Genomic DNA, 23,638 nt, shown 5'->3' with positions numbered 1-23,638 from the left:
GCCGTATCCCACCGCGACGCTGTCGGTGTTTGCAGATGAGTATGAGCCGAGCGCAACAGCCTCATTTGTAGCGCTCGCGGTCGTCCCGAGCGCCAGGCACGATCCATCCCCCGTCTGGAGAGGACTCCCTGCGGTGGAGGAGCACGTTGCTGCGCTGGCCGAGCCTGTCAGGGATAGCGCGATTGCGCACGCGAGCATGCGACGATTCGAGGTCAACATAATGGGTCCAGTTGGATTGGGGCTACTGGCCGAGGCGCTGAAGCGCTGCTCGGGCTTTTGCACTTCCAAGCGCGGCCGCGCGCTTGTTCCAGCGGGCGGCTTCGTGCAGATTCACGGCTTGCCCGGCCATGCCGTACTCGTACAAAGTTGCCAAGTTCTCGGCTGCAACGACGTTTCCGTCCTTCGCTGCCGTTTCGAGCAATGCAATACCGAAGTGCGCGTCCTGCGGGACGCCCGTGCCGTTGAGATACATGGCGGCAAGATTGGCGCGGGCGTTGTTGTCACCCTGCGCTGCGGCCTGCCGTAGATAAGAGACGGCACCTTCGTAGTCACCCATCGCCACAGCTGCCAGCCCGCGCTGGTTAAGGTCCGACGCGTTGGGCATTGCGGGCGAGACTTGCTGCTTGAGCCGACTCACCTCAGCCTCGAGCTCCGCAATCTTCGCGTCCTTCGCGCGCAGCTGCTGGCTGACCTCGTCCACGTTCGCTGTACCTGCAACGGGCATCTGGACACTGGCCACGACAACGGGCGCCCGCAGGGGATCTGCGTGCATTGGCATCTCGTACCGAATTGGGGTCGCGGCGCTTACCGCCGCGGACGTGGGAGCCGAAGCATCGGAGGCAGGACCTTCCGGCTGCAAGCGCGAGAGCGCCCCGCGAGCACCCAGGTGCCCCTGAACAGCGGCAAGTGAGAAGAGCCGGATGGCCTCCTGACGCTGTCCCTTCCGTTCCAGCTCGCGCGACGCGAGCCAGTAGGCGGCCGCCGCTTCGCCACCATCGGCCGCAACGCGCACCAGCGCTTCGCCGCGACGGATGTCGAGCGGTAAGCCGTCGCCGGTCGCGTACAGGTAACCCATGTGCCAGCAGGCCGCTGGGTCACCATCGGACACGTAAGGCGCTAGCAATTCCTCCGCGCGTCGGGCATGCGACTTGGCGGACGCGGGATCAGTTCCCTGCGCCATGGCCTCACGCGCCTCTGCGAGCCCCTCCTGGCGGCCTGAGCCAACCGAGATCGGAGGGATCGCTGCGTCCGCCTCGTTGAGGAGCGCGCTCGCACGCGCGAACCCCGGCAACGCTAGGGTGATTGCCAGGGCAAGGAGAGTTTTGCGCATTGGGTAGCCATGCCGAGTGGAGATTCGGCAAGGCTACGGGTCCCCCTGGGTCTCGGACCCGGGAAACCCCTGCATATGTCGCGCTTGTTTTCCCCGGTCCTATGCGGACGGGATTCTCTCAATTGTCGAGAGTCCTTAACCTTGGCACTGAAGCCCATTACCTTGGCACTGGCCCTTAACGATGGCATTGGCCGGCGCGAATAGAAGGCCGAAGGTGCATTCCCATCGTCCGCCATGGCCGACCTGAACGCCGGCGACAAAATCACCTTGCACACGGGTTTCAGCAAGCCGTGAATCCCCTTGAACCCACCTCCAGAGTTGAGAGGGCCGAATCGCCCGAGTAAGCTCGGCCAATGAAGTTCTCGTTGCGTCAGCTTGCGTGTTCACGTCGCCTCCGGGCGATGAGCGTGTTGGCGTGGCTGATGCTCGTGATCCAATCCGTCGCGGCCGCTCCCATGAGCATGCCGATGGCGTCTCATGCCCAGGCTGAGGGTGCAATGGTCGCCGCGGCCGCAGCACACGGCATGCATCGCCAGCACGAGGCGGTGTCGGGAGCAGTGGATTCCTGCTGCCATCAGGCGGCGAATTGCTGCAACAGTGCGGTTGGCCAGTGTGCCTGTGCCGCGATGTGTGCCACGGTGCTTCTGTCGATGGTGGCATTGATGCCGGCTTCGATAACATTGACGGCAACCTACTGGACGCCCTCGGGCGTGACGGCCCCTTCGGGGACGAACGCGCCACCGCTCCGACCGCCGGCGATCTGACTCTCCCAGCGTTTCGATGAGTATGGCTCACGACGGTCGCGTGTCGGCCCTCGTAGCTATCGGCTGTGATCGGCATCACTACGACGATGCCGACTGCCTTGGAGAGGCCCATGAAAATCTTTCCCCCGCCCGCGATGAATTTGTCGCGGCGTCGTTTCGTCCAGGGTGTCGCCTTCGGTGGCACCATCGCTGCCCTCGGTCTGCTGCGCCCGTCAAAGGCCTGGGCACTAAACATTGCGGGGCAACCTGCCAGCCACAGCGGCACCGACTTTGCGCTCGACATCGCCGAGACACCGGTGAACTACACGGGCCGGCCACGTCTGGCCACCACCGTCAATGGCAGCGTCCCGGGACCAACCCTTCGTTGGAAGGAAGGCACCACTGTCACGATGCGCGTGACCAACCGGTTGCGGGTGCCCACGTCGATCCACTGGCACGGCATCATCGTGCCCTTCCAAGAAGACGGCGTGCCTGGTATCAGCTTCCCAGGCATCGCACCGGGTGAAACCTTCACCTACCGCTTCCCGGTCCGCCAGAGCGGCACCTACTGGTACCACTCGCACTCTGGATTCCAGGAGCAAACCGGCCTGTACGGCGCGCTGGTGATCGAGCCGGCCGGACCTGATCGTCACCCCACCGCCCGTGACTACGTGGTGATGCTCAACGACTGGACCGACCAGAACCCCGAGCACATCTTCGCCACGCTGAAGCGCCAGAGCGATTACTACAACTTCGCGCAGCCCACCGCGCCCGAGTTCTTCCGCGACGTGCGCGAACAGGGCCTGCGTCAGGCACTGGCCGAACGCAAGATGTGGAATCAGATGCGCATGAATTCCACCGATCTCAGCGACGTCTCGGGCTACGCCTTCACCTACCTGATGAACGGTGCCGCCCCGGCCGGCAACTGGATCGGCCTGTTCAAGCCCGGCGAGAAAGTCCGCCTGCGCTTCATCAACGGTTCGTCGATGACGATCTTCGATGTGCGAATTCCAGGGCTGAAGATGACCGTGGTCAGCGCCGATGGCCAGGATGTGGCACCGGTGCCGGTCGACGAGTTCCGCATTTCGGTGGCCGAAACCTACGACGTGATCGTCGAGCCGCAGGAAGACCGGGCGTTCACGATCTTCGCCCAATCAATCGACCGCACCGGCTACGCTCGCGGCACCCTGGCACCGCGGACCGACATGGAAGCGGCGGTGCCAGCGATGGATCCGCGCATGCCTGTGAGCATGGTGGACATGATGGGCGCGATGGCGCAGGGCAACGGACACGGCGGCATGGCCGGGATGAAGGACATACCCGGCATGGACATGAGCAGCATGGCCGCACCGACCGCAGCGGCGGTACATCACGCCCGCACCGAATACCGCAATCCGGGTGTGGACATGCACGTGGACATGCCGCGCACCAACCTTGACGACCCGGGCACGGGCCTGCGCGACAACGGCCGCCGCGTGCTCACATATGCCGACCTGCACACCCTCGGCGGCTCCATCGACCCGCGCGAACCGAGCCGCGAGATCGAGCTGCACCTCACCGGCAACATGGAGCGATACATGTGGTCGTTCGACGGGGTGAAGTTCTCCGACGCCAAGCCGGTTCATTTCCGCAGCGGCGAGCGGCTGCGTCTGATGCTGGTCAACGACACCATGATGAACCACCCCATCCATCTGCACGGCATGTGGAGCGAACTGGAAAGCTCGGACGGGCAGTTCCAGGTGCGCAAGCACACCCTCAACGTACAGCCCGCGCAGCGCATTGCTTACGGCGTGAGCGCGGATAACCTCGGTCGCTGGGCCTACCACTGTCACATGCTGTATCACATGGAGGCGGGCATGTTCCGCGAGGTGGTGGTGTCATGAGCCCGACATCACGAACCACCTACGTGAATCGCTCCGCGCTGCTCGCGGTGCTGTGGTTGGTACTACCGCTGGCAGCCAGCGCGCAAAGCGCCCCCGCATCGAACAGCACCGCCCCGATGGACATGAGCAACATGCCCGGCATGCGAATGCCGACGGCATCGCCCAGCGGGCCCCGGTCCGCGACTCCGTCCAAGGTGAAGAAACCGGCCAAGAAGCCTTTGCCGACGCAGCCCGTGCCGTCGTCCCACGACATGGAGGGCATGCCCGGCATGGATCACCCAGCGATGCCCGCCATGCCGATGCCACCCAAGCCCGCGGCTAGCTCCGGTGTGGACTACATGAAGGGTATGGATCACGGTGCGATGCAAGGCATGCCTGTGCCCGCCACGCCGGCTTCGTTGGCGGCACCCGCCGGCGCCATGTCGGGCATGGATCACGGCGCGATGCCGAAGAAAGATCAAGGCGGAATGGCCGGCATGGGCGCGATGCCAGGCATGACGATGGGTCCCATGCAAGGCGGTCGTGCGCCGCCGGATGCGCGCAGCCCGGATTATTCCGATGGCATCGGCTACGGCTCCATGCAGGGCATGGACATGGCCGACAACACTCCGCTGGGCACGCTGCTGATCGACCAACTCGAAGCGTTCCACGGCCGTGACGCGAATGGCCAGGTCTGGGAAGCCCAGGGCTGGTACGGCAACGATACGAACAAGCTGTGGATCCGCACGGAAGGCGAACGCAGTCGCGGCAAGCTCGACGATGGTGATCTGGAAGCTTTCTGGAACCACGCCATTGCTACCTACTGGAGCACCCAACTGGGTGCTCGCCAAGACATAGGCGCAGGTCCGAAGCGGACGTGGGCGGCGTTCGGCGTGCAGGGGCTGGCGCCGTACTGGTTCGAGCTGGAAGCCACCGGCTATATCAGCGCCAACGGCCGCACCGCCGCGCGCCTGCGGGCCGATTACGAACTGCTATTCACCCAGCGGCTAATCCTGCAGCCCGACGCCGAGATCAACCTGTACGGCAAGGACGATCCGCAGGGCCGCATCGGTAGCGGCGTATCCGACGTGCAGTTTGGCCTACGCCTGCGCTACGAATTCCACCGCCAGTTCGCGCCCTACATCGGCGTGAACTGGGTCCGCCGCGTCGGCACCACCGCCGACTACGCGCAGCGGGATCATCAACCCGTACTCGACCGGCAGATGGTGGCCGGCGTTCGCATCTGGTTCTGAGGGACTTACCTATGAGAAAGCACACCGCACACGTCATCACGGCCGCCGTCACCTTGAGCGCCGTGGCCATCGGCGCCGGCGCGTTCGTCTATTCTGGCCTATACAACATCGGCGCGGACGACCACCACACCACGCCGGTGTTCACCGTGCTGGAAACATTACGCGACCGCTCGATTCACTTGCGTTCGGACGATCTGACCGTGCCGAATCTCGACGATCCGCAGCTGATCCTGAAGGGTGCCGGCCAATACGCGGCGATGTGCACCAGCTGCCATCTGTCGCCCGGCGTGAACGACTCCGAGTTGCGAGTCGGCATGTACCCGCAACCGCCCAACCTCTCCAAGGTCCATGTCGATCCGAAGGACGCCTTCTGGGTCACCAAGCACGGCATCAAGATGAGCGCGATGCCCGCCTGGGGCAAGGCGGGCCACGACGATCCGACGATCTGGAGCATGGTGGCCTTCCTTGAGAAGCTGCCTAGCATGACGCCCGCCGAATACAAGGCCATCGTGGCGAAGGCGCCGCCAGACGAGGACATGGACATGGATGAAGGTGGTGGCCACAGTCACGGGGACAGCGATGCACAAACCCACGGTGAGGCGCCCATGAAAGGCATGGACATGAAGTCCGGCCAGGATGCGACCTCCGCACCGACACCTGCAACGGCCCGCTCGGTCGGTGCGAAGCCGACCGGCGACGGGCACGCGCATCCGTAACGGCCTTCGCATGGCACGCGGCCGAGCCATGCTTCGCAGGCCGCGCCCATGGCGATTGCGCGAGCTTCGTCGCGCCCGCCTGACTGCGGGCTGCTGATCGCCTTCCGCGGCGCGGACATCTCCGCGCCGCAGTTGATGCCATCGCTTGCCTTACGGCTGGAGCAATGTGACCGATGTCAACATCGTGTCCTTTCCTGCCGGTCGCAAAGTGAACTGCACTTTGTCTCCGACTCTGGCCACCTTCAATAGGTCAGCCGAGGCCACTTTGAACGGCATCGTCATTGCTGGCCAACCGATCGACGCAATCGCCCCGTGCTGCAACGTGATGGTGCCTTGGGTGGTATCGATGGCTTTGACGACACCAACGCCCTGTGCGTCGGCAGACTTGGTGTCATGCGCCATCCCGGCCATGCCGTCCATATTCGGGGCCATCGCTTGTGCGTTGGCGAAACTCGGCGCAATCATCAGGGTGCCGATCAGTGCAAAGGCAAGAACGTGCTTTTTCAAGGGATGGTTCCTTTGTAGGGAGTAAGTACGACAGGCGCCTTGTTGGCCTTGCGAATTCGATGCAAGACCAGGAGGCGAAATGCTGCAGGCACGACGAGCATGGACAGCAGCGGCGCGGTGAGCATGCCGCCCACCATCGGAGCCGCGATGCGCTGCATGACTTCAGATCCAGCGCCATGCCCTAAAAGAATTGGGAAAAGGCCAGCGAGGATTACGGCAACGGTCATGGCTTTCGGGCGCACGCGTTGGACGGCGCCTTCGCGAATCGCCTCATCGAGTTCATCGGGCCCGGCATGTGGATTGAGCGCGATATGATGTTCCCAGGCGTGACGCAGATACAGCAGCATCACTACGCCGAACTCGGCCGCCACACCGGCGAGGGCGATAAACCCAATCATCGTCGCCACGGATACGGCGTGCCCCAGTAGCCAGATCAGCCATAGCCCTCCGACGAGAGCGAGCGGTACGCTGGCCATAATCATGGCCGCTTCACTTGCCTGGCGGAACACCGCATAGATGAGTGCAAAGATGATAATGAGCGCGATCGGCACCACGAATTTGAGGCGTTCTAATGCACTGGCCAGGTACTCGAATTGACCCGACCAGGCCAGCGTCACACTGGGAGGCAACTTGACTTCCTGAGGCACGACTCGCTGCAGGTCCGCAACGACGGCACCAAGGTCACGGCCGGCAGTGTCCACGTAAACATAGGTCGCCAGCTGCCCATTCTCGCTCTTCAGCATCGGCGGCCCTACGTCCAGGCTAATGTCCGCGACCTGGTCGAGGGTCAGCTGGGCACCGTTGCTGGCCACGAACGGCAACTGCCGGAGTGCGCCGATCGAATCACGGTCAACGCGTGGATAGCGCACCACGATCGGATAACGCTCGCGGCCCTGGACGGTCTGCCCGATTGGATCGCCCCCCACCAAAGTGGCGATCAGCTCTTGCACCTGTTGTTGGTTCAAGCCGTAGCGAGCGGCGTCATCGGGACGAATACGCACATCGACGTAGCGACCGCCCTGGGCACGTTCGGCAATGGCCGAGCTGACGCCAGGCACTCTCTTGGCGACGGTTTCGATCTGATCGGCCACGGTTTGCAAGGTCGCGGGATCAGGCCCAAGCACCTTGATGCCGATAGGGCTCTTGATGCCGGTCGCCAACATGTCGATGCGATTGCGGATCGGCGGCACGAACAGGTTCGTCAAGCCAGGCACATGCACGGCTTTGTCCAGTTCGACCTTTAGTTTGTCCATGGTCATACCTGGCCGCCACTGGTCCTTCGGTTTGAAGGTAATGGTGGTTTCGAACATCTCCAGCGGCGCCGGATCGGTGGCGGTCTCCGCCCGCCCGGCCTTGCCGAACACGTGATCGACTTCGGGCACCGTTTTGATCATGCGGTCCGTGAGCTGGGCCAGTTGCGACGCCTTTCCCGCCGACAGGCTCGGCAGTGCGGTCGGCATGTACAGCAGGGTGCCCTCGTCCATCGGCGGCATGAACTCGCTACCCAATTGGCTGAAGGGAATCGCGGCACTGAGAAACAGCACGCCGGCCAGCAGAAGGGTTGCCTTCGGGAAGCGCAGCACGGCCTCCAAGATCGGTCGATACAGCGCGATCAGGCCCCGATTGAGCGGATTGTCCCGCTCGGCGCGAATCCGTCCACGAACCAGATAGCCCATCAACACCGGCACCAGGGTGATGGCGAGGCCGGCTGCCGCAGCCATCGCGTAGGTCTTGGTGAAGGCGAGCGGCTTGAACAACTTGCCTTCCTGGCCTTGCAGCGCAAACACCGGCACGAACGACAGCGCGATGATCAAGAGGCTGACAAACAGCGCCGGGCCCACCTCGGCGGCCGACTCGGCGACCAGTGCCCAACGCGCAACGCCCCGGGGTTCTTGTCCCTCGTGCGCATCACGCCAGTGTTCCAGATGCTTGTGGGTGTTTTCGATCATCACCACCGCCGCATCGACCATCGCGCCGATGGCGATGGCGATGCCACCCAGCGACATCAGGTTGGCCGACACCCCTTGCAGATGCATCACGATAAAGGCCGTCAATACGCCGAGCGGAAGCGTGATCACTGCGACCAGAGCCGAACGCATGTGGCCTAAGAACAGGGCGCATACCAACGCGACGACGATGAACTCCTCGAGCAGCTTGCCCCACAGGTTCTCCACGGCGGCATCGATCAGTTGCGAGCGATCGTAGGTCGGGACGATCTCCACGCCGCGGGGTAGGCTGTGCTTGAGCTCGGCGAGCCGATCCTTGACCGCAGCAATCGCCGCCTTCGCGTTCTTGCCCGTCCGCAACACGACGACGCCACCGGCAACTTCGCCTTGGCCATCCAGTTCGGTGATGCCGCGCCGGAAGCTGGGGCCTCGCCGAACGGAGGCGACATCGCGCAGCAGCACCGGCACGCCGACGGTGTTCGCAACAATCGGTAGACGCTCGAAGTCTTCGCGACTGCGCAGATAGCCCTCGCTGCGCACGATGAACTCCGCCTCGCCTTGTTCAATGACGGAGCCGCCGTTCGCGCCATTGGCGGCACGAATTGCGTCAACCAGCTGTGTCACCGTGACGTTGCGTGCGGCCAACTGTTGCGGATCAGGTACGACCTGCCAGGCCTGCTCCATGCCACCCAGGCTGGCGACTTCGGCAACGTCGGGTACGGTCTTTAGCTGATAGCGCAAGAACCAGTCCTGCAAGGCGCGCAGCTGCCCGATGTCGTGCTGTCCGGTGCGATCAACCAATGCGTACTCGTAAATCCAGCCAAGACCCGTGGCATCCGGGCCCAGCGCGGGGCTGACGCCGGCGGGCAAGCGATCACGGACCTGGCTCAGGTACTCCAGCACGCGTGAGCGCGCCCAATAGAGATCAGTGCTGTCGTCGAACAACACGTAGACGTAGGAACCGCCGAAGAACGAAAAGCCACGGACGGTCTTGGCCCCGGGCACCGAGAGCATGGTGGTGGCCAAGGGATAGGTCACCTGGTCTTCGATCACCTGGGGCGACTGGCCCGGCCAGTTGGTCTGGATGATCACCTGGGTGTCCGACAGATCGGGCAGCGCATCTATCGGTGTACGCACGGCCGCAAAGACGCCGGCCAATGCCAGCGCCAATGCCGCCAACAGCACGAACATGCGGTGCGTTATGGCGTAGCGAATAAGAGAGGCGATCATGGATGGTCTCCCTGCATGGGCATGCCTGGCATCGCTGCGGTCGCCGCGGGCGCGGGTGTTGTCGCTGGGTCATTCAAGCGATCCAGCGCCCCCGACAAGCTGGCTTCCGAGTCGATCAGGAACTGACCGGACACCACCACCTTCTCGCCGCCGCTGAGGCCGCCGAGGATCTCGGTATAGCCATCCGCCGCACGTCCGGTACGCACCGCGACGGCGCGAAAGCGTCCGCCGTCTTCGGCGACGATCAGGCGCGTGTGTTCGCCAGTGGAAATCAGCGCGTCGTCGGGCACGACCGGCACGGCTTTGCCCGGTGTCGGCTCGAGCTGCACCGTGGCGAACATGCCTGGGCTCAACGCGCCGTCCGGATTGGCGAGCACGATGCGTGCACGCTGTGTGCGCGTGGTCATGTCGACATCAGGAAGCACGGCCTCCACTTGGCCGCGGAATACTTTGCCCGGCACAGCATCGACGCGGACGGTGACGGGTGTGTCCGCATGCACGGTGCCGGCCACGGCCTGCGGCAAGGCTGCTTCGACCCAGATAGTGGACAGCCCATTGATCGTCATCAGCGTTTGCCCGGCATTGACGCGCTGCCCCTCGCGCACATCCAGGGTGCTGATCACGCCTGCTTGAGGCGCATGCAGGGTGACCTGCCCGCCGCTTCCCATTGCATGACTATCCGCTGGCGACAGGCCAAGTACCTGCAAACGCTGTTGCGCAGCACCGCGCAAGGCTTTGGCCTCGTCCGACTGGACATGCTGCAAGGCCTGCGACTCGGCCACGGCGCTGCTCCATTGCGGCGCAAGCAACTCTGCTAACGGTGCGCCTGCTGGAATGTTCGTATAGGGAGCGCGTACGTACAGCTTGCTCACCACCGCGTCCACACGGGCGCTGACGACCACGGCCTGGCGCAGGTCCCAGTTGATCGTGCCAGGCACCCGCACGGTTGCCGTCAGCGCACGACGTTCAACCGATGCCGTGCGTACGCCAAGGTTCTGGACCGTTGCCGAATCGATGCGCACGGCGCTCTGGTCGGCGCCAGCATCGGCGTACTTGGGGATCATCGTCATCCCCATCGACGACAAACCGGGTTTGTCATGATGCTCGGCGGGAATCATGGGGTCGTACCAGTACAGCGGCTTGGCACTGGTGGCCGGTGCTGGCGATGCCGTACTGGCGGGATGATCGCCAGAAATTGCTGCCTGCCCGCTACCGTGACGGCCTGCCCAATAAGCCACGATCGCAGTCATGAGCAACGCCGCGAGAGTGAAGGCGATCAAGGGCGCACGTTTCATGGGGTATTCCTCTCGGGGAGCAGGTAGGCCATGGCAGCCCACGCCCGGCCGTAATCGGTCAACATGCGAGCAAAGTCGGTGTGGTGCGAGATTTCGTCGCGGCGTGCGTCCAGCAAGGGCTGGATGTCGCCACCACCGCGATAGCTGGCCAGGGCCAGCGCGGCACGATCGTTTGCTTGCGGCAAGAGTTGGTCGAGATGGCGACGCACCTGTCGCCCTAACGCGTCCCATTGAGCCCAGGCGGCTTGCACCGCTTCGACCTGTTGCCTTCGCGCGTCGTCGTGCTCGGATCGAACAGCATCGAGATCGGCAGCACGCGCACTGATGCCGCGATCCTGCCGATTGCGAGCGAACAGCGGCAGAGTCACGCCGACTTGTACCGTCACCATGTCTGACAGCCCGCGAACGCGGGAACCGTAGCTCAGCCCTACGCTCCACTCGGGGTGCTTCTCCGCCTTGGCCTCGTCCAGCGCAGCCTCGGCGACATGTTCCCGAGCGGGCCAGTCCAACAGGTTGCCTTGTTGGTCCACGCTGGACAGCAGCGCGGACTTGTCGTGCGGGAGTACCGAGAAGTCTGGCGCGTCGGCCAGCGGCTGATTGATGGGAGCACCAAGCCAACGCTCCAACGATGCACGAGCCTGGGTTTCGCGGGAGCTCGCCTCGTCGATGCGATTCTCCAGATCGAGTGCTTCCATGCGCACCGCCAGTACATCGGCCGCACTGCCGCTGCCCCCTCGCAATCGCGCTTTCGCTATCTCGACATCAACGGCCCATTCCTGTCGCAGGCTCTGCAGCATCTGGACCTCCTGGTGAGCGCCCCAGGCGCTGATCCAGGCAGCCGCGACTTGCTGCTCGATGCCAAGTCGCGTCATCGCGGCGGTGGATACGGCTTGCTCGACACGGGCGCCGGCAATCTCGCGCTGCGCCTGCCGCTTTGTCCGTGATGGGAGCACCTGGTTGTACCCAACGGTGCGCATCGTCATCGCGTCACCGCCGGCCGTGAATGCACCTGGCCCTTGAACGGTGAGATTGTCTATTCCGAAGGTGAGTTGAGGATCCGGCAAGGCGCCGGCGCGACCCGCTTCTTCGCGGGCGGCATCCTCCTGGGCTCGACGCGCCAGTACCAGAGGCGTTTGCTCCAGGGCTCGCTGCGTGGCGGCGTTCAACGTAAGTGCCGTCGCGGGGTCGTCCGCCCGAGCTGCGGACGCAACGAGAAGCATGGCTGCCCAAAGGCACAGCCAACAGCGCACCGACAAGGCGCGCCTACTGATTTGATGCGAAAACATGACTAGCTCCGATCACAAAACCGTACGAGCCGCGCATACAGGCGCGGCCGCCTAGTGGTTAGCGATCGAGGACTAAATCAACAGAGTGCAAAACCGCAGCGTGGGCGGTGGCTCTGGACGATGCAATGAGATATCGGGCAGCACCGCCTGGTCGGGCGCATGCACTACCGTCCCCAGTAACGTGGGGGACGCGAGGGGTAACGATAGGGGCGGGACTGGCGGCAAGCGGACGTCGTGTGCCGACGTCGCATTACCGGCGCAATGCTCGGCGCAACGGGCATCCGTATTTTGGTGCTGAAATGACCCTTTCGCCGAGGGCGTCATGCCCATGGTTGCGCAATCGCCCGTCATCACGGTGTCGGCCGGCTTGGTCGGCAGTGTGCAGACATAGGCCGCCATGGCCAACTGTTGGAACAGCAGGCAAAACAAAACCATCCCGGTCCATAGGACGCGACGACGGCGGCTTATGTGAAGGCGCATGCGCATGACGAGCGGATGATAGCGCAGCTGGACGCGGGTCCAGTCAAGTGGCGCGGCAATCCCTTGGGGAAATTGTGAATATTGTGTTTAGGGCCGTGGAGGTTTTTCGATGCTGTTCTCTTGTACGGTCATTCTCTAAGCCCGGCTTTCGATCCGAACCCGGAGAATTTCTGCTGTACGCCCATGAAGGGCGGCGTGACCGGCGGTGACCTCTTAGTATCGGGCGTCATCGATCGCGTCAAAGAGTGCTCGGCTGTGCCGCCGTGGCGCCATTTGATCGTCCCGGCTTCCCACTATGAGCGTCGGCGCGGTAATAGCCAGCACCTCCGACGCAATGTCTACCCGGTCAACTCGACGCTCTTGCCAATTCTCCCTGTAGCAACGCCCCTTGCCACTCACAACCGCATTGCTGAAACCGGTGATGGGACCACCGAGCAACACGCGGAACAGCCGGGCCGTTGTTGGATCAACCTCTTCCTCAATCGCGGCTCGCAATCGAAAAATCTCTACAGCGACCGGAAGATCAAACAACCACCGGTCCTTGCCCCCGGCTCGACAAAGGTCTTGGGCAACATGCGCGCGAACTGGGCGCCGCGGGCGCGCGATGCACCGTCAGCAACGGGGCCACCCGATAGCTGGCCAACTTGGCTGCGATGCGACCAGCGAGGAACCCGCCCAAGCCAGACCTCAAACGAAGGTGCAGAAACGCTGGCACTCGGCTCGACAAGGTCCTTAGCCATGGCACTGAGGCGTAACCTCGGCCGTCCACGGAGGCAGAATTTCCATTGTTAGCTCGGACTTGCGTCCAGTGACAGGGTTAAGTCACTACGGCACTCTCAATAGACCCGGTTGATGACCCAGTCCACCAGGCCAAGTTCTAGGACACGATCGGCCACTCCGGTGCTGTCCATGAGCGTCACGCCGTCTTCCTCGCTGCCTTCGAAGCGTCCCTTGAGGGTGTGGAATACGTAGAACAGGCGGTCATAGTCGAGCCAGCCGCGCTTGCGCTCGATGTAGTCGACGATCTCCGCTCCGGTCGTCTGCGTTTTTACCTGGACGATGGCTTTTTCGCCCGTCAGCGGCATCTCCAGATCGAGATCTTTATCTCGCTGAGTCTTCCCAATGTGCCCTACGCGACGCCAACCGGCTCGGGCGAACATCATGTCGACTAGCACCTCGAAGTCGATGGGATTTAGTCGCTGAATCAGTGGAATAATGGCATCCCGCAGCTCGTGCCGTGCGACCGTCACGCGCTCCACATCCTCAGTGCGTTCACCGTTGATGCGAGCCAGGAGCCTGTCCGAACCTTCTATGGAGCACGTGGTCCCGCGATAGCCGACCACCTTGGTGACGTAGCCGGGCAGGTTCGACTTCCCGAGACGTTGCCCAGCGCTATCGACGCTTTGCCACCCACCGCGGATACGGCGGATGGTAGACAGATCCGTCGGGTCGCCCGGCGCGTACGGCTCAGGCTCGCCAGGCTCAAGAAATCCCCAGCACAGGTCCTCCCCGACGAACGTGATCCAAAGGATGTCCCCGACGTCCGTCCAGAAGCGACGGATCTCGTTGGCGTCCGTGGTACCTCGGCCCTTGCTCTTCCGGGCGGCCTGCCAAGCAGCGGCCAGGTCATCCCACCGTCCCTCACGGCACATGGCCATCGATTCGGGGTCCGCACTTTCAAAGCCAAATCGGATGGTTCCCTCGGCGCGACAGCTCGCTTCCCATTTACCTCCAGACCCCAACTTGATGTAGCGAAGCTCCCTGGGCCGGACTGGGAAAGTGGTCATGTATCACTCCTTTTGGGAAACCTTCTTTCTGCCATTCACTCGCAGCATCGCGCAACTATCCGGTTGGCCGACCTGAAGAACGGCCGGAGAAGTAGTCCCAGTGAGGCATGACCGACTCGATCAGCTCGACCGTCAGCGGCACCCCGAATAGCATCGTTTGGTCCGCGCCGGACTGTGTGCTCGATTCCGATCCGAGATCACCGGTGCCGCGTTGCTGGAGATCCATCTCGGCCAGCTTGAATCCGTCGGTCGTCGAGAGCACCGCATCCAGGCGATCGCGTGTCTTGGCCGAGATCGGGCCTGGGCACCAAAGGTGGCAGTGCCCCACGCCGCCGTTCCGTGCCACTCGCCCGCGCAGCTGGTGCAGCGTGGTCACTCCATACCGATCAGGGTGGACCACCACGATGTCGAACAGGTTGGCCACCGAGATCCCGACCTCGACCACGGTCGTGGTGAGGAGGATCTGTGCGCGCCCTTCGCGAATGTCGTCAATGGCGGCCGCCTTCACGTCATTGTCGTCGTCGCCAGTCATGGCGCGAACCCGGCCGGGATATTTGGCCTCCCAGCGCGGCAGTGCCTGCTCGATGCTGTGTCGGTCGTCGATACCGCCCGCCTGAGGCTTCTTCTTTCCCCTACCCCTTCGTCCCCCCTGGTGACCTTCGTCGTCCGCGGACTCGCGCTTAGGGTAGATCACCATGACCGGGCGACCAGCCTCGATAGCTCCGCGCACATGGCGGAACATCTCCGCTCCATCTCCCTCCCAGAGGTAGGTGTGGATGGTCTTGGGCGCGTGAGTCTCACGCATCGGGAACACCGCCACTTTGCCGAACTGGATCAGAGCCTGCGTGCGAGGAATGCAGGTGGCCGACATTTCGAGGAGGTGAGTGTCCCCCGAGACGTAGTGCTCGCGTTGCGAGCGCGACCACCTCTGCTGCTCATCCACTACGACCAGGTCAAACCTTCCAAGGTCGCGCGTGAGCACGGCGCTGGTACCCACAACGACCATCGCCATGGCTGCATGCGTGTCGTCGTGGTTTTCCGCGACTAGGCAGGATGTGATGTCTCCGTACAACCGCGCGAACTCCTCTGCGAGCTGCACGGCGAGAGGGTACGTCGGGGCCATGATGATCGTGCGCGCGCCAACATCCGCCAGCGCTGCGGCGAGCACGAGTGCTACCCAGGACTTTCCGGTACCGACGTCAGCGGCAAGGATTGCTCGCATCGCGACTGGCTCAGCCAGCTTGGCGGCAATCCCCTTTACTGCGGCGCGCTGGTCGTTCGTCAGCGGATGCGGAAGCTGTGCGACCCGGCGGCCGAGCGTGCGTACCGAATGGGCCGTGGCTCGGCGCGGCTGATGCCCGGAATGCTTGCGGTGGATCGCCGCCAGCGCAGCCAGCTCCATGTACGCGCGGCGCGCGTGCTCGCCCATCGCGGCGCTGGACGGTCGGTGCGTCTCCCAGATCAGCGCTTCAATCGTCCAGTCAGGACACCCGACAGATGTAAGCAGGTCCGCCACCGGGGCGATCGCTTCAAGTTGACTGGTGACGTGCCGGGTTGCACGCGAGACATTCGACCGAAGATACCCGGCTACCACGGCGCGCACTCGTTCGCGCGTATCGCCGCCCTTGCGGCCTGGATACGTCGGCCGCGCCCGCCCCTTCCAACCTGTATCGACGATCTCTTTGCAGGTGAGGTGAAGCCCGCCTTGCCACGGCTTGGCCACGACCAGCATCAGCAGCTCGACACCGTCCGCGATCCCCTTACCGAGTTCGGGATCATCGCCGTACAGCGTGACGGTGTATCGACTGCCAGTGGCATCCTCGATCTTGAAGCGCACCCGGTCTATACCACCCGTGCAACGAGTCGGCGACTCCACGGCATGAACTTCAACCGCAGTCGGCACGCCATGCGCGAGCGATTCAATCTCTCTGCACGGCGCAACGAAGTCGTCGTAGCCTACAGGTAGCAGTAACGGAATCTGCGATGGCCGCTCGATGCGGAACGCCCGCAACACGGCGATAGCCGCGCTGTCCGACGCAACCGTCTGCGCTGCCGGGGCGGGCACTACTTCGCCCTATCGTCGGGCGGCGCGTCAGACTTCGCCTTCCACGGTGGCGGAGCCCCCTGCGTTCGGCGGTTGACCTCGCGCCGAGCCAGGCCGAGTAGCATGCCGATTCCGAAGATGGCAAAGAGTGCGACCGCAACCACCGAGACTAGAAATGACATAAGGATTCACGCTAAGGAAAGGTGCGAGCCATGACGCTCGCACTCAAGTATTGGATCACAGCACGAGCGAGCGGAAAGACGCGCAAGCAAACGGGATGTCATCGAAACTGTTCCCGCCGCCGCCACCGCCCGGGCTACCGTAGTTGGTGTTTCCACCGTAGTTGCCACCATTGCCGCTGCTATTGCCGCCGCGCTGCTGGCCACCTCCGTTGTTGCCATAGTTATCGCCAGCACGCTGCTGGCCACCACCGTTTCCGCCACCGCCATTGCCGTAGCTTCCCTGGCGCTGACCACCGCCGTTTCCACCGCCGCCGCCCTGACGATTGCCCCCGCCGTTGTTGCTGTTGCTGTGCTGACGATTGCCGCCGCCATTGCTGCGCTGACCGTCACCGTCGCCCTGACCTCCACCCAACATCTGCATTTCGCTCGCGATGATGTCGGTGCTAAAGCGCTCGATGCCGTCCTTGTCGGTGTACTTGTCAGTGCGCAGCGATCCCTCGATGTACACCTGGCGGCCCTTCTTCAAGTACTCACCAGCGATTTCGGCCAGCCGGCCGAAGAGCTTCACCCGATGCCACTCGGTGCGCTCAACCTTTTCGCCACTCTCCTTATCGGTCCAACTCTCGGAGGTTGCGACGCGAATGCTGGTGATCGCCGTGCCATTCCCGGTGTAGCGTGTCTCGGGATCGGCACCAAGGTTCGCAACTAGGACGACTTTATTCACACCACGAGCCATGCGCTTCTCCTTTGTTTAATTCCAAAAGTTGCTGATAAATGCCAAAAGCTAGTGATACCGGCATTTACCGTTCTCGCCCGGTTGGGTCGACGCGCCGCACCACTCGATGGACATCGTGCTGCCCCGTGGGAACACGCAAATAACGAACCGAAACTACGCAGCCTTGGCAGTGGGTTGACGCTGCACGTCGGGGCGCAGTGTGTAATCCGTTCCGTACGGCTCTTCCGTGACGCGGAATGCCGCTGCAGACGCAATGGCTTCGACGTCCACGTCGTCCAGCGACGAGCGAGGCGCGCCAAGGCCATTCTCGACCGAGCAAGCGATACCCAGCGCCGAAGCCAGTTCTGCCTGGGTCGTGCAAGTCCGCGGTAGACCCGCGCGAATTACCGTGACACTTACTGACATTTCCCATCTCCTCTGCTCATCTTGGTCCGGAGGCGACGGCAGTATCACTACGCCACCTCGCCGTACATGCCCAAAACGCCCCAAACATCGGCCAGCGTTTCCCGTCGCGAGGCGACGCAGCTCGCCGACGAGCGGGCGCTACTTCTTCTTTCCTGCTTTCTTCTTCGGCGGCTCGTAGCCATAGAACGCCCACGCTTCCGGGTCGATCTTCATCGGGCGGGTGATAACCGCCGGATGCGTCTCGACGTGGTAGCCGTGGTGGTCGATCTGGCCATGCCGAATCAGCGTCCAGAGCATCGCGATTCCCAGCATCGCAACCTGCTGGTTGATCGGGAACTCCTGCCGCGTAATGGCCTCCTCCATCGAGCAAGAAGGCTCCTCGCGGTCCACCCGCTGCATGCTGGCCAGCTCGGGATAGAGGTCAAACACGTTGGGGAGCCGCGTTGCCGCGTCACACTCGCCAAGATGGCCGAGCAGAACCTGACCGCTTTTCGGACCATTGCCGAAGTCAAGCCACAGCAACCCCTTACCCGCCTTGACACCGATCTGACCGATCGCGGCACGTACCGCAGCCTTGTCCGTGCAGGTCACCAGGAGGTGCGGCACTCGATAGCTGGTGCGCAACTCGTTGGCTGCGAAGTAGCGGTGCTCGGGTTCCCACGAGAAGCCATAGGCGAGATTGATGCGCTGAGCCAAGCACATGACCTTGGACGCACCCACGTCCGGCTCGTAGAAGCGCTGTCGCCCCACGTTGGCGCGGCCGACTGTGTCGCCATCAATCAGCGTCACGTCAAAGCCGGGATGACCGAGTGCCATGAGGGTGTGCTGAAGGCGAGCGAGCCCTTCTGCGAAGTGGCTCCCCGTCCCGCCCAACCCAACGATGGTGACGCGGGCACGTTCGCTGCCAATCAGGGACGTAGGAGCATGAAACACGTTCGACATCACAGCACTCCAAGGCGCGTCAGGTCCGCCGGCGAAAGGGGGATCAGATATGGCGGGCATACGAAGCGCATGCACGATTTCAGCGTCTCACGCGATTGGCAGCGTCCAAGAACGACCGCAATGTACGGACCCTCGCGACTCATATCGGACTCGTCGTCGATAGCTGAGAAGTACTCCGGGTGGGCTCCGTGGCTGTGCATGTCGATTAGAAGCGCCTTGTCTTCGAACACGTCCGCGTAGGTCACATGGCTCCCGCTCGCGGACAGAACCGGCGGTTCGACCAGCGCCCAACCCTCCGGCCCACGAACGATCCCAGCGGCGACCTCGCGCGTGCCATCGCACAGGGCAAGGTTCGCGAGCTGTCCGAGCCACGACACCTCCAACGGACCACCCGCCGGACGCAGGAACTCGTCCGTGGGTCCGTAGGGCAACTGCACCGGGGCGATGCGAAGGCGCGCGTGCAGTGCCTCGCTGCGCACCTCCAGATAGACGCCATCGGACGCAAGGAGGAAGCGCTTCCTTCCAACAGCCAGGTCGTCGAGCGCGCCGAAGCGCGGAACCGGGACAGGGGGGCACAGAGAGAACAGCACGTCGTCGCGCTTATCCGTCAGCATGTCCAGGCCCTCAGTGCTGATCCGAAGGCTTGCCGACCAACCAGTCTTTCAGGCATACGCCGAGCGGCGACGGTCGCTCGTCGGGGAAGGGCTGATCGACACCGTCGAGCGATGCCCAGAAGGCGCGCACGTCCTCAGTCATGCCCTGCTTGTCAGCACGCAGCGCGTGACGATTGTTCGAATGGGTGAAAGCGGTGTCGAAGATCACCGACTCCCACTGGCCCATGTCCGCCAGCGTGCAGCCCAGTGGCAACACCGCGTCGCCGGTGCAGACGCGCCCATCAACATAAACGTTGGGCAGGGCCGATTGAAGCAGCTCTGTTTCGCCCGTGGGCCGCGTCGCGCCGTCCCCGGCGAACGAGGCAACGTACAAGGTGCGGTCCACCACCTTGAACACAAGGTTCGGCCAGACGACGTTGAGGGTTTTAGGGTTTCCCTCCGAGTCGCGGACGAACATCGCGCGCTTGGTGGACGGCCACCACCACACGAGGTTGTACGGGTCTTTGTAAAGGAGGTAGTCCGGGAAGACCGTCGCTTCGGTGACTTCTTCCAACCGCGAGAGCAACAGCTTGATGACTTCGGCCTCGTCGGCGCGGGTCAGCGGGCTCCCCGGCCCGATAATCGGGGCGCCGCTGGTGTCGGTCACGTTGTGCGACGTTACCAGTTCCAGGGTGTTGGTATGTGGGCGGCAGTGGAACAAAAGTGCGAGCTTGGTGCTGATCGCTTTGGCGGCGCAGTTCTTGAACTGATCTTCAGATGCGGTTGATACGAGGGCTTTGGGCACGTTCGAACTCCACGAGGTAACTGATGGCGGCAATGGCGGCTGACGCACTGATAATTGCTGCCTTTGCCACGGCCAAAAGTTCGCTCGGTTTCTTCATGTCCTTGGGCGCGAGATGCACCGCATGGGCATCCTCGCCGTGGCCCTGCATTGCCTGCTCGTACAGGTCATCGAGTGCGCTATGCGTCGGCGTGACGCTCGCGTAGAACGCCATCCCATCGGAGTGATCGCGGATCACGCGGTCGACTCGTGCGCGCTCCGTCGCGTGCACGGCAGTCGCTACGGCGTTCAGGCCCTTGAGCAGGCGAGCGGCTGGACCACGCTTCGGTAGTGGCTTGGATTTGCCGATATCTGCATCGTCGGTCGCCCTCCTTGCTGCGCGTCGAAACTTCAGAATCTCCCGGAGGTTGTCGGGATCGATATCGTCGGGGCCGCCCCAGCCCCAGCAGTCGGTCAGGCAGTCAAGCGCATCGGCGTCGTATGAAGGCTCGTTTCCCTCCCACGTCACGTTCTGCTCCAGGTCGCTCAAGCCCTCGTCCATGGACCCAAGAACGTAGTTCGCTGCGTACTTGCTCTCCATCATCGTCAGACCGTGCCCGCCTGCACTGATGACATCCCACAAACGATTCACCTCGGCATACAAAGCCGGGTGTCTCGCGGGGTTGGTCGGGAATCCTACGAAGGGCGTATCGTTCATCACGACGACAATCCCATCGCCCACATCGCCATCGCTGTTGCTGAATGCACCGTCGATGGAATAGCTGTCCTTCAAACACGCAAAGACGCGGTGCAGCGGCGCTGGCAGCACGTCGTAGCAGCTATAGACGTTCTTGGGATGGGGGATCGCTGCTTCATCACAGGTGCGGTCGAAGAAGCGGGTCCAACCGCGCATTGCACAGGTCGCCAGGTCCATGTCCGCGCCGGACTCGACCGCTTCCGTTACCTCATCTGCGGTCAGGTCACCCGATGCGTGAAAGGCGCGCAGCCAGTGGGCCAGCCCGTCAACGACATGCTGCGAGAGCACCCTGATCTCTTTGGTCGCTTTCAGCGACTTGCGCGGTAGCGCCGGCAGGTCCGGGAGCTTTGCATGCTTCGCCATCAGGGCGAACACTCGATTCCCTCGCTGACGCAGCGCACGGTCCACATCACCCGGTTCGACCACGCCTGCACGCAGGGCCTTGATGACCGTTCGGGCAGCGGTGGCACGAGCACTGTCGGAGACGCCACTAAGGACTTCCGACGACACTCGCAGGGTTTGGGCATATGCGCCTGCGTCGAGGCGAGGAATCGACAAGAGCATGACTTACACCAAAGGCAGGTAGGCAGACTTCACGGGCGAAGGAGCTTCGCCAGCAATGCGATGGCAGCGGTCGAATACAGCCTTCCATGCGGAAGTGCGGGACACCTCCTGAGGCGCGCCTGCCCAGTTGCTCAGGCGCGCAATGGTGTCCGCGACGCGCTTCTTCTCGCGCGTGCTCGGCGCGCCCTTGGTCTGGACGGTCGGCTTGCGGATCGGATACACGAGCGCACCGCCTTCCTCTGTCGGCTCACCCAGCGTCGCGTTGGCGACATACGGGTAGTTCGGAACCAGCGCGGCGAGCACCTGCTCGGGCGTCATGGTCGGGTCAACGTCGGGAAGCGTGGTGCCGGTCGGCAGGCGGAAGCGGCGCGGCAGGCGCTGGACTTGCGAGAGGGTCGGGTCGATGGCGGCGTTCATTACTCGGTTTCCTCCACTTCGGTCTGATCGGCTTCTTCTTCCGGCGTCTCGGGCGTCGATTCCTGCCCATCGGTATCACCGGACTCCTCGTTACTCGGCGCTTCGGCGGCGGCGTCGCTCGCCTGGGCCGGTGCGGGGGCTGCGCCACCGGCAGCGGCGCTGAACAGGTCTTGTGCCGGGGGCGCGGCAGGCGCGGGAGCGGGTGCCTTGGCCGGGGTGTTAGTCGTGGTCTTGGCGGGCTTCTGCGCAGGCTTCGTTTTGCTCTTGGCTTCTGCTGCGACCCTCGCGGCTTCAGCCTTGGCAGCGGCCTTGGCTTCGCGGTACTGCTCGATGGCCGACAGTTCCGGCTGACGCTCGGCGTCAAACAGCGCGATAGCCGAGGCCATCTGGTCATCCAGATCAGCGTCCTCGGATGCCGTGATGAAGAACGGCAGCGCGAGCACCGCTTGCAGGTGCGCCAGCTCCTCGTCGTTCGTCTCCGGCTCCATGTCGGCCAGCTTCGGGATGACCAAGAGGCTGTACCCCTTGTCGGTGCGCTTGAGGGTCAGCGTGACCTCGGACTGCCCTTTGAGCAGCGGCTTGAGAGAGTTGAGGAAGGACATGGCTCGCTCCGTTGGAAGTGATTTGATTTCACCGCGCTTAGGCGCGGCGAAAAGATGGAGAGGAAAGTGCGGAGCGTTCAGGCCGCGAGGCGTGTCTCGCCTTTGATCTTGATTTGCGCGAGCGTGCAATCGGCCACCGATACGTCATCGCGCTCGCCCTTATAGACGGGCTGATAGAGCGACCCGCCCTTTCGGGCGAGATACAGATAGATCACCTCTACCAATGCGCCGACGACGGGAATCGAGCGATTCGGCTGGATCGTTACGTTTCCGATCCCGATCCAATCGTTTCCGTCGTGGACTTCAATTCCCACGCTGCGCTTTGTCGGATGGTTGCTGCACACGCGAACGGTCGCCGACTCGACAAACTTCACTTTCAACGCGTCGCCATCGGACTTGCTGAGACCACCGACGTAGGGAGCCGATCCGCGCTTGAATACAACGCCCTCGGAACCGTCAGCTAGGAGCGTCTCATACATGCGGCGCTTGGATGCCGTGAAGGTCGTTGCGTGACTCAGGACCAGGTAGTCTCCAACGTCTGCGACAAACGCTTCGAGCATCGCGTAGCGCGCGCGGAAGCTGCGATGACGAACATCCTCACCCTGGAACTTGAGGAGGTCGAACGCATAGATCGTCTCGCCGACCACTTCGCAGTCGAGCACCGTTTCGCCAGTGAATTTGTAGGCGCTCGACAGCGCGACGGCCTTCGCCGGGACGGCGCGCGGGTTGCCCCTCTTGTTGATCGCGTGGACTTCGCCCGGCCAAAAGCCGATGGGGCAGCGCTCGCCGTCGTGCTTCTCCTGCATCACATAGGTCGGATCGGCGATCAACGAATCCGGGTCCACTGTAGACGTGGCCAGCAATTGAAGGTCGATCTGAAATACCAAGTTCTGCATTGCAGCGGCCTGCTGCGGAACGACGGTCGCTACACCAGCGCCATTGGTACGCTCGGTCTCCACGTAGCCTTTGCGAACCTTGCTCTTGGCAACCTTCTCCAGTTCGCGCACGGCGTCCGCTTCGACCGCGAACATCCCGGCCGATCCGTGGTTCAACGTGCCGCCGATACGTCCGTATTCGGTTTTGACCTCATAGCCACCGGCAGTTGCCAAAACCGAAATCAGGTAGCACTTGAAGCTGCCGTTCTTGGTATTTTCGAGTCGGACGGAAAGCATGGGAGAGG

The 23,638-nt window shown here is 63.1% G+C and carries 19 protein-coding genes; 3 read left to right on the top strand and 16 right to left on the bottom strand.

Translation table 11 applies throughout. From position 1 onward, the window contains the following. Nucleotides 1–241: 241 nt before the first annotated feature. Nucleotides 242–1,330, bottom strand: coding sequence for a tetratricopeptide repeat protein (locus tag RKE25_RS22545; protein WP_311842646.1), 1,089 nt, complete (start codon nucleotides 1,328–1,330; stop codon nucleotides 242–244). 874 nt (nucleotides 1,331–2,204) lie between these two features. On the opposite strand from RKE25_RS22545, the gene RKE25_RS22540 reads away from it, so the two are divergent. After that, the gene (locus RKE25_RS22540) at nucleotides 2,205–3,956 is read left to right on the top strand and encodes a copper resistance system multicopper oxidase (protein ID WP_311842645.1); all 1,752 of its coding nucleotides are present in this window, start codon (nucleotides 2,205–2,207) and stop codon (nucleotides 3,954–3,956) included. Nucleotides 3,957–3,975: 19 nt separating this feature from the next. Here RKE25_RS22540 and RKE25_RS22535 read toward each other — a convergent pair whose 3' ends face one another. Continuing rightward, complete coding sequence (locus RKE25_RS22535) at nucleotides 3,976–4,209, bottom strand: hypothetical protein (protein WP_311842644.1); 234 nt, start codon at nucleotides 4,207–4,209, stop codon at nucleotides 3,976–3,978. Nucleotides 4,210–4,249: 40 nt separating this feature from the next. On the opposite strand from RKE25_RS22535, the gene RKE25_RS22530 reads away from it, so the two are divergent. Continuing rightward, nucleotides 4,250–5,188: a copper resistance protein B gene (locus RKE25_RS22530; RefSeq protein ID WP_311842643.1), complete on the top strand. Its 939-nt coding sequence runs from the start codon at nucleotides 4,250–4,252 to the stop codon at nucleotides 5,186–5,188. Nucleotides 5,189–5,199: 11 nt separating this feature from the next. Then, nucleotides 5,200–5,904: a cytochrome c gene (locus RKE25_RS22525; protein ID WP_311842642.1), complete on the top strand. Its 705-nt coding sequence runs from the start codon at nucleotides 5,200–5,202 to the stop codon at nucleotides 5,902–5,904. 150 nt (nucleotides 5,905–6,054) lie between these two features. Here RKE25_RS22525 and RKE25_RS22520 read toward each other — a convergent pair whose 3' ends face one another. The 14 genes from RKE25_RS22520 to RKE25_RS22455 all read right to left on the bottom strand — a co-directional run bounded on the left by RKE25_RS22520 (nucleotide 6,055) and on the right by RKE25_RS22455 (nucleotide 23,630). After that, nucleotides 6,055–6,411 (bottom strand): copper-binding protein, encoded by a 357-nt coding sequence (locus RKE25_RS22520; RefSeq protein WP_311842641.1) that lies wholly within the window; start codon nucleotides 6,409–6,411, stop codon nucleotides 6,055–6,057. Continuing rightward, nucleotides 6,408–9,587: a CusA/CzcA family heavy metal efflux RND transporter gene (locus RKE25_RS22515; RefSeq protein ID WP_311842640.1), complete on the bottom strand. Its 3,180-nt coding sequence runs from the start codon at nucleotides 9,585–9,587 to the stop codon at nucleotides 6,408–6,410. Before RKE25_RS22515 ends, RKE25_RS22520 begins: the two co-directional genes overlap by 4 nt. Then, the gene (locus RKE25_RS22510) at nucleotides 9,584–10,882 is read right to left on the bottom strand and encodes an efflux RND transporter periplasmic adaptor subunit (protein WP_311842639.1); all 1,299 of its coding nucleotides are present in this window, start codon (nucleotides 10,880–10,882) and stop codon (nucleotides 9,584–9,586) included. The genes RKE25_RS22515 and RKE25_RS22510 overlap by 4 nt, the downstream gene beginning before the upstream one ends. After that, nucleotides 10,879–12,048, bottom strand: a complete 1,170-nt coding sequence (locus RKE25_RS22505) for a TolC family protein (protein ID WP_311842638.1) — start codon at nucleotides 12,046–12,048, stop codon at nucleotides 10,879–10,881. Before RKE25_RS22505 ends, RKE25_RS22510 begins: the two co-directional genes overlap by 4 nt. A gap of 1,436 nt (nucleotides 12,049–13,484) precedes the next feature. Then, nucleotides 13,485–14,435, bottom strand: a complete 951-nt coding sequence (locus tag RKE25_RS22500; protein WP_311842637.1) for a hypothetical protein — start codon at nucleotides 14,433–14,435, stop codon at nucleotides 13,485–13,487. Between the two features lie 55 nt (nucleotides 14,436–14,490). After that, nucleotides 14,491–16,500, bottom strand: a complete 2,010-nt coding sequence (locus RKE25_RS22495; protein ID WP_311842636.1) for a DEAD/DEAH box helicase — start codon at nucleotides 16,498–16,500, stop codon at nucleotides 14,491–14,493. A 216-nt stretch (nucleotides 16,501–16,716) separates the two neighbouring features. Beyond that, nucleotides 16,717–17,397 (bottom strand): single-stranded DNA-binding protein, encoded by a 681-nt coding sequence (gene ssb, locus RKE25_RS22490; protein ID WP_311842635.1) that lies wholly within the window; start codon nucleotides 17,395–17,397, stop codon nucleotides 16,717–16,719. A 543-nt stretch (nucleotides 17,398–17,940) separates the two neighbouring features. Then, complete coding sequence (locus RKE25_RS22485) at nucleotides 17,941–18,744, bottom strand: PRTRC system ThiF family protein (RefSeq protein ID WP_311842634.1); 804 nt, start codon at nucleotides 18,742–18,744, stop codon at nucleotides 17,941–17,943. After that, nucleotides 18,744–19,358, bottom strand: coding sequence for a DUF2016 domain-containing protein (locus RKE25_RS22480; RefSeq protein WP_311842633.1), 615 nt, complete (start codon nucleotides 19,356–19,358; stop codon nucleotides 18,744–18,746). The genes RKE25_RS22485 and RKE25_RS22480 overlap by 1 nt, the downstream gene beginning before the upstream one ends. A 10-nt stretch (nucleotides 19,359–19,368) precedes the next feature. Next, entirely contained in the window at nucleotides 19,369–20,142 is a 774-nt protein-coding gene (locus RKE25_RS22475; RefSeq protein WP_311842632.1) for a PRTRC system protein B, read from the bottom strand. Further along, nucleotides 20,111–21,439 carry a hypothetical protein gene (locus tag RKE25_RS22470; RefSeq protein ID WP_311842631.1) on the bottom strand — a complete coding sequence of 443 codons (1,329 nt, stop codon included), beginning with the start codon at nucleotides 21,437–21,439 and terminating at the stop codon, nucleotides 20,111–20,113. Before RKE25_RS22470 ends, RKE25_RS22475 begins: the two co-directional genes overlap by 32 nt. A 3-nt stretch (nucleotides 21,440–21,442) precedes the next feature. Continuing rightward, complete coding sequence (locus RKE25_RS22465; RefSeq protein WP_311842630.1) at nucleotides 21,443–21,856, bottom strand: PRTRC system protein C; 414 nt, start codon at nucleotides 21,854–21,856, stop codon at nucleotides 21,443–21,445. Next, a complete protein-coding gene (locus RKE25_RS22460; protein WP_311842629.1) occupies nucleotides 21,856–22,458 on the bottom strand; it encodes a hypothetical protein in 603 nt (200 codons plus the stop codon). Before RKE25_RS22460 ends, RKE25_RS22465 begins: the two co-directional genes overlap by 1 nt. Before the next feature lie 77 nt (nucleotides 22,459–22,535). Beyond that, a complete protein-coding gene (locus RKE25_RS22455; protein WP_311842628.1) occupies nucleotides 22,536–23,630 on the bottom strand; it encodes a WGR domain-containing protein in 1,095 nt (364 codons plus the stop codon). Between the last annotated feature and the right edge of the window lie 8 nt (nucleotides 23,631–23,638).

Source organism: Dyella sp. BiH032 (genome assembly GCF_031954525.1).
Classification (GTDB): domain Bacteria; phylum Pseudomonadota; class Gammaproteobacteria; order Xanthomonadales; family Rhodanobacteraceae; genus Dyella_D.
Note: the sequence above shows the minus strand (reverse complement) of the source record. Positions and strands in the feature narration are given on the sequence as shown.